Source organism: Longimicrobium sp., from assembly GCA_036387335.1.
In the GTDB taxonomy this organism is placed as follows: Bacteria; Gemmatimonadota; Gemmatimonadetes; order Longimicrobiales; family Longimicrobiaceae; genus Longimicrobium.
Window position 1 is genome coordinate 1 of record DASVTZ010000148.1, and the last position, 11,018, is coordinate 11,018.

Genomic DNA, 11,018 nt, shown 5'->3' on the forward strand with positions numbered 1-11,018 from the left:
ACGACTTAACCCATCTATGGCCGCTCCGGGCGCGTTGTACACGCTTTCGGGGCGGCTTTGTTGCATCTTCATGTAGGGCAACTGGTTACCGATCTGTGTCAGCGACCACTGTCGAACCCCTACACAGAGACACAGAGGAAACGGCAAGAACGGCGAAAGGGGTTTCTCTGTGCCTCGTGGTTCTCTCCACGTTCTCTATGCGCCGCGCCGTTCCTTTTCCGCGCGAATGAGCCCGCGGAAAGCCCCGCTCCTCGGCTGCGATGGCGGGGCTTTCCACGGATTTACGGAACGGGTGCCGTCACGGGCTGCGGGTCTACTGCACCAGCACTCCCGCGAACTCCAGCATGTCCGCGATGGTAAAGGTTCCCGGACCGCCGCTGCTCGGGAGCGAGGGCGACCATCCGGGTGAGTTCATGAAGGAGGCTCCATCCCTCTTCAACAGGCGCACGAAAGTTTCCGCCACGATCCTGCCGCCGAGCGGCCCCAGCCGGTCTCCGCCTTCCAGCACCATGGCCTCACGCAGGACGTAGTACCACAGTGGAGTCTTCTGGAGCAGCACGCCCCCGTTCGAGTTCAGAAGCGCGACTTCATTCGCGGGAAGGCCGGACGTCAGCTGCGCCGTCGTCAGGGGCGTGATCCCGAGTGCGTTCGCGGCGGCCTGGCCGCTGGGGAGCCCGAACGCCAGTCCGCGCCGGAGGTTGCGCGCCGCGAGCACGGCCATGATCCCGGACCCGCCGGGGATGGACTCCAACCCCGCCGCGAGTGCGCTGTCGATCTTGCGCGCGTTGTTGAAGGAACCCGCGACCGGGTGCGCCGTGTTGAAGAACATGTTGAAGTCCACTGCCCAGTTGGAGAACAACGGAAGCAGAGGGACCCGGATGAAGTCGAAGATGCCCCCGAGCGTGCTGGCGAATGATGGAAGGGAGGTGTTCAGCACGTACCGGTCCCGGATCAAGCTGTGCCCGAACCGGTAAGCCCCGACCGAGAACTCCACCGGCATACGGAACGCGCTGTCGACTGCCGCCGTGACGTTCGTGATCGCGTCGTTCACCCGGGTGGCTCCGCAGATGACCTGCAGGAAGTCGTGAACGACCAGCCACTGGTAGTGCTGGGTCACGATCCGTTTGGCCTCCCCGAAGATGTCCCCCGCAAAGGCGGCCGCCACCAGCAGGTCGACCACGCGGTTGTGGAACTTGAGCATCGCGTGATGGAACTGCGACACGATCACGTTCTCGTCGTTCCGGGGATCGCCGATGATGGCCGTGAACGAGCTGGCGTTGGCATCCACCGTTGTGTCCGTGCCGCTCAGCACGCGCGGAACGTCGAAGTCCACAGGCGTGGCGGTGCCGGCGCCCCCGTTCAGAGGGCCGCCCGGACCCTGATTGCGGTTCCGCCCAAGCTGCATCTTCACGGCTGACGGTGGGCCGCTCGACGGGAAGCTGTACAGGTAGGGATCGAGAGCGGGCCCGCGGCCGTACACGCTGTCCAGGTCCAGCGCGGGCCTCCTCATGTTCGGCACGGTGTTGGCGTCCACGGCCGTGTCGATCGAGGAAGTCACGTCCAGCGTGATGTCGTGGTCCACGAACTGCCCGAAGTAGGTGTAGCCGGCGGGGATGACCGAGTCCGGGTTCGTCTCGCGTCCGGGGTCGCCCATCATGTTGCCCAACTGCGTGAGGAGCGCCTGGTGCGTGACGTCGAACGGGAGCTTCGATGCGTTCCTGACCGAGGCGGAGAACATGTAGCCGAACATGTCGGCGCACGGTCCCTTCAGGAACTTCGGAGGAAACCAGTAGAGCGGCACGAGCATTCCGTGGAACCGCTTGATCCGGGGATCCAGCGCCCTCAACGAGCGCTCGACGGACTCGCGTGGAGTCGGAAGCTCTCGTGGAATCAAGGCTTTCACCACCTTGTTCAACGCGGCTGGACGCAGGTCCGCCAGCCCCGGCGGGATGCGCTTCAGCGGCTGAAACGCGCTGGTACCGGCCGGCTGCTTCCCTTTTCTGAGCAGCATCATGGGCTGGACCGGCTGGACGTCGGTACCCCCGTCGGCCACGCGCTCGCTCGCATTCGCCTCCAGCGCCCCCAACTCTTCCTCGATAACCGAAATGGAGCCTTTCCGTTCCCCGCTTGCGATCTGATCCGGCGTGGAGCCTCCGTCCCCGGTTTTCTTCGGCATGATCTACCTCCGCGTTGTAGGGGGGCATGAAGGGAGGGAGCTGATCGCTGGCGCGAGCAGCGCGCGACAGGTGAGCCGTTCGCGTGGCGGGGTCGGGCAAGGATTGGCGGGCGCAGCCCGGTAGGTGAGGCCAGAACCGCGCAGGCTGATCTTGCTAACCGAGATAGCCGACCACCAGAAAACGGCGGGATGCACAATAATGAGTAGGTGTGCGCCTGCCAAGAATCCTGTTGATTGGAACCGAGAGCGCTCAGACCGATGCGCCCGTTGCGTCCACGAACCCGGCCCACCAACCCGTTTCGGCATACACAAAGCGGAACCGGCGGGAAGCCTGAGCTTCCCGCCGGTTCCGTTTTGCCGCGTACGGAGCCGTTCGGCTCAGTACATGTCGCCCATGCCGCCGGGCATGCCACCGCCGCCGCCGGCGCCGCCGGCGCTCTTCGGCTCGGGGCGCTCCACCACCACCGACTCGGTGGTGAGCAGGAGGCCGGCGATGGACGCGGCGTTCTGGAGCGCCGTGCGCGTGACCTTGGTGGGGTCGATCACGCCGGCCTGCACCAGGTCCTCGTACTCGTCGGTCCGGGCGTTGTAGCCGTACGAGTTGCTCTCGTTGTCGCGCACCTTGGCGACGACGATGGAGCCCTCGACGCCGGCGTTCTGCGAGATCTGGCGGATCGGCTCCTCGAGCGCGCGCTCGATGATCCGCACGCCGATCTGCTCGTCCGCGTCTTCCACCTTGAAGCTCTTCAGCACGGCCTGGGCACGAAGGAGCGCCACACCGCCGCCGGGGACGATCCCCTCTTCCACCGCGGCGCGCGTCGCATGGAGGGCGTCCTCCACGCGGGCCTTCTTCTCCTTCATCTCCGTCTCGGTCGCGGCGCCCACGTGGATCACCGCCACACCGCCGGCCAGCTTGGCGAGACGCTCCTGCAGCTTCTCGCGGTCGTAGTCGCTGGTGGTCTTGTCGATGGCGGCGCGGATCTCGTTGATGCGGCCCTTGATCAGGTCCTGCTCGCCGGCGCCGTCCACCACCGTGGTGTTGTCCTTGTCGATCACGATCCGCTTGGCGCGGCCGAGGTCCGACAGCACGGCGTTCTCGAGCTTGAAGCCGACCTCTTCGGAGATCACCTGGCCGCCGGTGAGCACCGCGATGTCCTGCAGCATGCTCTTACGGCGGTCGCCGAAGCCCGGGGCCTTGACGGCCGCGACCTTGAGGGTGCCGCGCAGCTTGTTGACCACCAGCGTGGCCAGCGCCTCGCCCTCCACGTCCTCGGCGATGATCAGGAGCGGGCGGCCCATCTGCGCCACCTTCTCCAGCACCGGGAGAAGGTCCTTCATCGACGACACCTTCTTGTCGTGGATGAGGATCATCGCGTCCTCGAGCACCGTCTCCATGCGGTCCGGATCGGTGATGAAGTACGGCGACAGGTAGCCGCGGTCGAACTGCATCCCCTCCACCGTCTCCAGCGTCGTCTCGAGGCCCTTGGCCTCCTCGACGGTGATCACGCCGTCCTTGCCCACCTTCTCCATCGCGTCGGCGATCAGGTTGCCGATCTCCTCGTCGGAGTTGGCGGAGATGGTGCCGACCTGCGCGATCTCCTTCTTGCCGGCGGTCTCCACCGACATCGACTTCAGCTGGGCGACCACCTGCTCGACGGCCTTGTCGATGCCGCGCTTGAGCGACATCGGGTTGGCGCCGGCGGTGACGTTCTTGAGGCCTTCACGGAAGATGGCCTGGGCGAGCACGGTGGCCGTGGTGGTGCCGTCGCCGGCCAGGTCGCTCGTCTTGGTCGCGACCTCCTTCACCATCTGGGCCCCCATGTTCTCGATGGGGTTCTCCAGCTCCACTTCCTTCGCCACGGTCACGCCGTCCTTGGTGATGAGCGGCGAGCCGAACTTGCGGTCGATCACCACGTTGCGCCCCTTGGGGCCCAGGGTGACCTTGACGGCTTCCGCCAGCTGGTCCACGCCCTTCTTGAGCGCGGCGCGGGCGTCGGTGCTGAAAACCAGCTCCTTGGCAGCCATATTGTCTCTCCTATCTAGAGTTGCGTACGGGAAAGTTCACTCGGGAATGCGACGCGGTGGGCTCAGCCCACCACCGCGAGCACGTCGGACTCGCGGAGGATCAGGTACTGCTCGTTGTCCACCGTCACCTCGGTGCCGCTGTACTTCCCGTACAGCACCTTGTCGCCGACCTTCAGCTCCATCTCGACGCGGGCGCCGTCTTCCACCTTGCCCGGCCCGACGGCGACGACTTCGCCCTGCTGCGGCTTTTCCTTGGCGGTGTCGGGGATGTAGAGCCCGCCACGCATCTGCTCCGTGTCCTCGAGCGCCTTGACGACGACGCGGTCGGCGAGCGGCTTGACCTTGATCTCAGTCGCGGTGGCCATATGATGACCCTCCCTGGATTGAGTAGTGGGTGTGGAATCCTCTTGTTAGCACTCTCACCCCGAGAGTGCTAACGACGCGGCAAGATAGCACCGCGCGCCGCGCTGTCAAGCGCGGTCGGAACGGTGCGCCCTCTCTGCACCCGCCGTTCCGCCGCGGTGCGCCAATATGGCTTTCCCGGTGCGCCGGAGCGGCGGACCTGCTGTCAGTTTGAGTGGGCACTGTTGTGGCGAGCGGGCGCGCGCCGGTAGCTTGAGGGTCCCACCGCATTCCGACCCACACACGAGCGTCTTACATCATGAAGAATCTTTTCGAACCGGCACGGGCCGCCGAAGTGAAGGAGCGGCTGCTGGGGCTGCGGGCGGACAGCGTGCGCGAATGGGGGAAGATGAGCCCGGCGCAGGCGATGGCGCACTGCGCCATCGGGATGGAGATGGCGCTCGGCGACACGCGTCCCCCGCGCATGCTGGCCGGGCGCATCTTCGGAAGGATCGTCAAGACGCTCGCCCTTCGCAACGACGATCCGATCCGCCGCAACACCCCTACTGCGCCGGATCTGCTCGTCACGGACGAGCGGGCGCTAGACACCGAACGCCAGCGCCTCCTCGGCCTGATCGACCGCTTCACCGCCGCCGGCCCGGCGGGATGCACCACCCACCCGCACGCCTTCTTCGGCCGCATGACTCCGCAGGAATGGGGGATCCTGATGTACAAGCACCTGGACCATCACCTGCGGCAGTTTGGGGCGTGAGAGTGCGTTAGTGCGTTAGTGCGTTAGTGCGTTAGTGCGTTAGTGCGTTCGGCATCGGTGTGCGGTCATTTTGTCATCCTGAGCGAGCCGCCTCTCCAATATCCGCGTGGCTCACACTCCTGCGGCGAGCGAAGGATCTAGCCGGCGAGGCAGGAGCACGGCGCGTCGGAGGCGAACCCCGTGACACGCGCAGTAGATCCTTCGCTCCGCGCCAGAGTCTGGAGACGGGGCAAGTCCCGCGAGGCGCGTCGCTCAGGATGACAGACACCGATGGACGCGAGACGCCCCTCCCCCAGGTTGTTTTGGGGGAGGGGCCGCGAGGTGACGAGCGGGGGAGGGGGCCCGCGATCATTCCGCCCGAAACGGCACGTCGATCACCAGCCCGTCGTACGCAGCGATCGCTTCGGGGAAGACGGCGCGGGCCTCGCGCTCCAGCACGCGCGGATCGTCCGCGTAGCGGGGGGAAAAGTGGGTGAGGGCCAGGCGCAACACCCCCGCCTCGGCGGCGACGCGGGCGGCTTCGCGGGCGGTGGAGTGGCCCGTGGAGACGGCGCGATCCGCCTCGTCCTGCGCAAAGGTGGCCTCGTGGATCAGGAGATCGGCGCCGGCGGCAATCTCGCGCGTGGTGGATGTGGGCCGCGTGTCGCCCGTGTACACCACCTTGCGGCCGGGGCGCGGGTCGCCCACCACGTCGGCCGCGCGGACGGTACGGCCCTCCACCTCCACGTCCTCGCCGTGGTGCAGCTTGCCCCAGAGCGGACCCTCGGGGACGCCCAGGTCGCGGACGAGCTGCGCGTTGAAGCGCCCCAGCCGCTCGTGCTCAATCACCGCGTACCCCACGGCCCGCCCCGCATGCTTGGCCGCGAACGGGACGACGTCGTACACCCCCCGGCCAATCTTCTCCCCCGGCTCCACGCCCACGATGCGCACTTCGAACGGAACGCGCTCCACCCCCAGCTCCACCGCCTGCTTGAGCGTCGCCTCAGTGCCGCGCGGGGTCCAGAGCGTCATCGGCTCCTCGCGCGCCTGCAGCCCGAGCGTCCGCAAGAGCCCGATCACCCCCAGGAAGTGATCGGCGTGCAGGTGCGTGAAGAAGATGTCGTGGAACCCGAACCCGGTGCCGAACTTCATCATCTGCCGCTGCGTGCCCTCGCCGCAGTCGAACACCAGGACGTCTCCCTCGCGCTGCACCACCAGCGACGAGACGTTGCGGCCGACCGTGGGGCGCGCCGCCGCGGTGCCGAGAAAGGTTACGCGCATGGGACGGCGGTGCGTGAGTGCGTGAGTGCGTGAGTGCGCAATACCCCTCCGCGGAGGCGCACGGATGCGGCCGCGCAGTCCGTGCACGCGCGCCCGAACCGCGGACCCGCACCGGCACCAACGCACTCACGCACTAACGCACTCACGCACTTCTTCTCCCTCATGCCTGCACCACCTCGACCTTCAAATGCGGCTCGATCTCGGTCTTGGGGATCAGCGCGGGCCAGTACGCCATGATCTCCTGCACCGCCGGGCGCCCGCCCGCGAAGCCGGTGACCGACGGCGGTCCGGCCAGCACCAGCGGCGCGATCTCCTTGGTGAAGCGCTCCACGGCCGCACGGTCCTGGCCGCGTACGCCCCAGCGCACCGTCACCTCCGGCAGGTCGCGCGGCATGGGGCCGGCGAGGGGACCGTGCGTCGCGTTCCAGCCCACGTACTCGGTCAGCACCTCGTCGAACTTGAGGCCCAAGCGGTCCAGCCGCTCGCGAAGCACGCGGTCGGCGAGCTGCGCCTTCTCCACGGCATCGGGCCAGGAGTAGACGAGGGTGCCGGTCGCCTTGTAGCCGTCCGAGTAGGCGATGCTCACCTTGAGCATGTCCGTGCGCGCGCCGCCCTTCACGCCGAAGACGCGCACCCGGTCCGGCCCGTCGGCCTCCAGGCGGATGCTGGTGAAGTCCGCCACCACGTCCGGGGTGATGTAGCTACGCGGGTCGCCCATCTCGTAGACGAGCTGCTCCTTGACGGTGGGGAGCGTCACGCGCCCGCCGGTCCCGTCGTGCTTGGTGACGATGAACGAGCCGTCCGGAGAGGCTTCGATGATGGGATAGCCGATCTGCGCCAGCTCCTTGATCTCGCGCCAGTCCACCAGGTGGTTGCCGCCGCTGGCCTGCGCGCCGCACTCGTTGATGTGCCCCGCCACCACCCCCGCCGCGATCCGGTCGTGGTCGTCCAGCGACCAGCCGAACTCGTGGATCATCGGCCCGTAGGTGAGCGCCGTGTCGGTGGAGCGGCCAGTGATGACCACGTGCGGGTCCTGCCGCAAAGCCTCGACGATGGGGCGCGCGCCGATGTACGCGTTGGCGCTCTGCACGCGGTCGAGGACGGTGGAGAGGGGCTCGCCCGTCTCCATGTTCTTGAGCTCCACCCCACGCGCCAGCAGGTCGGGGAGGCGCTCCAGGATGTCGTCGCCCGTGATGGTACCGATGCGCGCGCGGCCCCCGAGTCCGGCTTTGCGCGCCTCCTCCAGCACCGCGTCGCGGCACCCGATCGGGTTGACGCCGCCCGCGTTGGCGATCACGCGAATGCCGCGCTCCACCACCGCCGGCAGGATCTCGCCCATCAGCGGCACGAAGTCGCGTGCGTACCCCAGCGCCGGGTTGCGCGAGCGCTGCTTCTGCATGATCGACATCGTGACCTCGGCCAGGTAGTCGAGCATCAGGTAGTCGATGGGCCCGCCCTCCACCTGCTGCTTGGGAGCGTCCAGCTGGTCCCCCCAGAACCCCTGCCCGGAGGCAATGCGGATCTTGTCTTTCATTCTGCTCAGCAAAGTGCGGGTCCGGCTGCGCGCCGGGGCATTGTTCCGGAAAACGATCCGGAGGCCGCACCGGGCAGCCTCCGGACAGGATAATTCAATGGTGCGTGCGCCGCGGCAACCGGCGTGGGTTCATCCGTCCTCCGGCAACAGCGAATCGAGAGCAACCTCGCGCCCGAGCGCGGTGGAGACGAACGACTCCCCACGCGCGTGCTCCTCGATGGCGTCGTAGTCTCCGGCGGACGGGTGCTGGTGCACGACGACCGTGTCCTGCTGTAGGTCGATCACCCAATATTCGGGGATTCCCGCCCGCGCGTACAGGAGCCGCTTCTTGTTCCTGTCGTGCAGAACGGTGGAATCGGCCACCTCCACGACGAGCATGCACGCATCGGCACCGGGAACCTGACCGGGCACGATCCTGTCACGGCGGAGGAGACTCACGTCCGGCCAGGGGTTCGCATCCGCCAGCTTCAAGACGTTCTGGGTCGCGACCCGCACTTCCGGGCCGACGACTTCCCGGAAGTAGTCGTCCAGTGCGAAGACACAGGTCACGTGGCGCCCACCAACCGGCGTCATCTCGATGATCTCCCCGTCGATGAGCTCCAGGCGCGCATCCGGCGCAAAGACGCCGGCCTCTGCCATCTTCTCGAACTCGTCGGTCGTGAACCGCTTGCGTGCCGGTTCGGCAGCGGTGTGCATCGCCTCCTCCTTGGCTACGTACCTCCGAACCAACCCAGCTTCTACGCCTCGGCGGCGGGGCCGAAGACGTCGACGGCGCGGATCTGCCGGCCGCCGAGTGCAGGGGAGCTCCACGAGTCTCCGATACCGTGCTCACGCACGATGGTGTACTCGCCCCCGGAGGGCTCCTCATGGACCACGACCACGTCACGACTCAGGTCCACGAGCCAAAACTCCGGGATTGCGGCACGGGCGTACATCGGGCCCTTGACATCGCGATCGCGCAGCAGCGAGCTGTCCGAGACCTCGACCACGAGGAGCGCATCCCAGGGACCTGCCTCTCGGCTGAGGTAGCGGTCCTCATGAAGACGCAGCAGGCAGAGGTCGGGCTGCGGCGCCTCGAGGTCATTGAACTTGAGCGGGCTCTGCACGCGCAGCAGAGCGCGGCCGCGGCACCATTCCGCCAGGTGCTCCGTGAGCAGATCGACAACGTAGATGTGCCGGTGCCCGACGGGTGTCATGCAGACGATCTCTCCGCGGATCAACTCCGTACGTTCTTCTCCTGACAGAATGCCGGCTTCGCCCATCTGCACGTACTCGTCGTACGTCCAGCGCCGCGGCGTACCCCTGCCGTTCATCTCCCGGATGTCACCATTGATGAGCTCGACTCCACGAATCGGGAGGATACCGATCTCCGCGAGGCGGTAGTACTCATCGACGTTGAACTGGCGCCGGGACTCGTGCGTGAACGTGTCCATCGGATCCGCTCCCGTGCTACAGGGCCGCGCGAGGTTTGATCACCTCATCCACGGACACGGTCAAGCCGTTCAGAACCGGCGAGCTCCACGACTCTCCGGCACCGTACACCTGAATCTCCGTGTACGCGCCACCGACTGGCGTCTGGTGGATCAGGATGTGGTCGCGCGTGAGGTCGACCAGCCAGTACTCCGGGATGCCGGCGGCGGCGTACCGCTCCGCCTTGACGTGCCGGTCGTAGCGGATCGAGGACTCGGCAACCTCGACCACCACGAGCGCATCGTGGTGGGTTGGGTGCGCGTCCTCGTATTCGCGCGGCTCCGGGCGGAGCACGGCCACGTCCGGCTCCGGATCGTAGTCGTCCGGGAGCCACAGGGGCTTCTCGCTCCGTACGATCACGCCGGCAGTCCGCGCCATCAGCAGGCGGGTGATGCGGGTGACGCACGCGGCGTGGCGGCTTCCAGCGGGGGACATCTCGATGATCTCGCCGTCGATCAGCTCCACGTGCGCGTGCTCGCCCAGCACGCCGATCTCCGCCAGCCGGTAGTACGTTCCACGGTCGAAACGGACCGGCTCCCCTGCCCTGTACACGATGCCGTCCAACAGCTCCGCGCCGCATCTGGGGAGGATGCCGGCCTCCGCCATGCGGGCTACCTGCTGCTCCGTGAACCGGTACGGCTGCACGAACTGGACGGCCATGGTCGACTCCTAGATGCCCGGCGGCAGGACGAACGAGCCGAGGTGGGGGCCCGGGTTGTTGAGCGAGGTGCGCAGGGCCAGTGCCAGCGCGGCACGCGTCTCGTCCGGGAGCACCACCGCGTCCACGAAGCCGCGGGCGGCGGCGTAGCGCGCGTCCAGCTGCTGGTCGTAGTCGGCGCGCACGGCGTCCATCTTCGCCTGCAGCTCGGCGTCGGGGGCCTTGCCCGCCTTCTTGAGCTCGTCCAGCTGCGTGCTGAACAGGGCCGTCACGGCGGACTCGCCCTCCATCACCCCCATGCGCCCGGTGGGCCAGGTGAAGATGAAGTCGGGGTCGAAGCCCTGCCCCGCCATAGCATAATACCCCGCACCCGACGCATGGTTTATGGTCAGCACCAGCTTGGGCACGGTGGCGGTGGCCATCGCCTCCACGAAGCGCGCGCCGGAGCGGATGATGCCGCTGTGCTCGGCATCGGTGCCCACCATGAAGCCGCTCACGTCCTGCACGAAGAGGATGGGCGTGCCGTGGCGGCTCAGGGTGTCGATGAAGAAGGCCACCTTCTCCGCGCTGTCCGCGTACACGATGCCGCCGAACTTGGGGCGGCCGCCGTGCGGGTCCTTGAGCATCCCGCGCGCGTTGGCGATGATGCCGACCGGGATCCCCGCGATGCGCCCGTGGCCGCAGATCATCTCCGGCGCGTAGTCCGCCTGGAACTCGTCGAACTCGCCGCGGTCCAGGATGCAGCGCAGCACCTCGCGCACTTCGTACGGCTGGCGGTGGT

The 11,018-nt window shown here is 67.3% G+C and carries 10 protein-coding genes; 1 reads left to right on the forward strand and 9 read right to left on the reverse strand.

Features of this window, described 5'->3' with window-relative positions; translation table 11 throughout:
- Positions 1-313: 313 nt before the first annotated feature.
- From VF647_14005 to groES, 3 genes are all read right to left on the reverse strand, one after another.
- Complete coding sequence (locus tag VF647_14005) at positions 314-2,176, reverse strand: heme peroxidase family protein (protein HEX8453211.1); 1,863 nt, start codon at positions 2,174-2,176, stop codon at positions 314-316.
- A 378-nt stretch (positions 2,177-2,554) separates the two neighbouring features.
- Positions 2,555-4,201: a chaperonin GroEL gene (gene groL, locus VF647_14010; GenBank protein HEX8453212.1), complete on the reverse strand. Its 1,647-nt coding sequence runs from the start codon at positions 4,199-4,201 to the stop codon at positions 2,555-2,557.
- 62 nt (positions 4,202-4,263) lie between these two features.
- A complete protein-coding gene (gene groES, locus VF647_14015; protein HEX8453213.1) occupies positions 4,264-4,548 on the reverse strand; it encodes a co-chaperone GroES in 285 nt (94 codons plus the stop codon).
- 314 nt (positions 4,549-4,862) lie between these two features.
- On the opposite strand from groES, the gene VF647_14020 reads away from it, so the two are divergent.
- Positions 4,863-5,315 carry a DUF1569 domain-containing protein gene (locus tag VF647_14020; GenBank protein HEX8453214.1) on the forward strand — a complete coding sequence of 151 codons (453 nt, stop codon included), beginning with the start codon at positions 4,863-4,865 and terminating at the stop codon, positions 5,313-5,315.
- A gap of 348 nt (positions 5,316-5,663) precedes the next feature.
- Here VF647_14020 and VF647_14025 read toward each other — a convergent pair whose 3' ends face one another.
- From VF647_14025 to VF647_14050, 6 genes are all read right to left on the reverse strand, one after another.
- On the reverse strand, positions 5,664-6,575 hold the full coding sequence (locus tag VF647_14025; GenBank protein HEX8453215.1) for a ribonuclease Z: 912 nt from the start codon (positions 6,573-6,575) through the stop codon (positions 5,664-5,666).
- Positions 6,576-6,735: 160 nt separating this feature from the next.
- Entirely contained in the window at positions 6,736-8,109 is a 1,374-nt protein-coding gene (locus VF647_14030; GenBank protein ID HEX8453216.1) for an acyclic terpene utilization AtuA family protein, read from the reverse strand.
- A gap of 129 nt (positions 8,110-8,238) precedes the next feature.
- The gene (locus tag VF647_14035) at positions 8,239-8,805 is read right to left on the reverse strand and encodes a Uma2 family endonuclease (GenBank protein HEX8453217.1); all 567 of its coding nucleotides are present in this window, start codon (positions 8,803-8,805) and stop codon (positions 8,239-8,241) included.
- A 41-nt stretch (positions 8,806-8,846) separates the two neighbouring features.
- The gene (locus VF647_14040) at positions 8,847-9,542 is read right to left on the reverse strand and encodes a Uma2 family endonuclease (protein HEX8453218.1); all 696 of its coding nucleotides are present in this window, start codon (positions 9,540-9,542) and stop codon (positions 8,847-8,849) included.
- Positions 9,543-9,558: 16 nt separating this feature from the next.
- A complete protein-coding gene (locus tag VF647_14045) occupies positions 9,559-10,239 on the reverse strand; it encodes a Uma2 family endonuclease (GenBank protein HEX8453219.1) in 681 nt (226 codons plus the stop codon).
- Between the two features lie 9 nt (positions 10,240-10,248).
- Positions 10,249-11,018: carboxyl transferase domain-containing protein (locus VF647_14050; GenBank protein HEX8453220.1), on the reverse strand; the 770-nt coding region annotated here is incomplete at its 5' end.

Coding starts and splice junctions, on each gene's coding strand:
- VF647_14020 (HEX8453214.1), top strand. CDS start 4,863: ATGAAGAATCTTTTCGAACCGGCACGGGCCGCCGAAGTGAAGGAGCGG.
- VF647_14030 (HEX8453216.1), bottom strand. CDS start 8,109: ATGAAAGACAAGATCCGCATTGCCTCCGGGCAGGGGTTCTGGGGGGAC.
- VF647_14035 (HEX8453217.1), bottom strand. CDS start 8,805: ATGCACACCGCTGCCGAACCGGCACGCAAGCGGTTCACGACCGACGAG.
- VF647_14025 (HEX8453215.1), bottom strand. CDS start 6,575: ATGCGCGTAACCTTTCTCGGCACCGCGGCGGCGCGCCCCACGGTCGGC.
- VF647_14005 (HEX8453211.1), bottom strand. CDS start 2,176: ATGCCGAAGAAAACCGGGGACGGAGGCTCCACGCCGGATCAGATCGCA.
- groL (HEX8453212.1), bottom strand. CDS start 4,201: ATGGCTGCCAAGGAGCTGGTTTTCAGCACCGACGCCCGCGCCGCGCTC.
- VF647_14045 (HEX8453219.1), bottom strand. CDS start 10,239: ATGGCCGTCCAGTTCGTGCAGCCGTACCGGTTCACGGAGCAGCAGGTA.
- VF647_14040 (HEX8453218.1), bottom strand. CDS start 9,542: ATGGACACGTTCACGCACGAGTCCCGGCGCCAGTTCAACGTCGATGAG.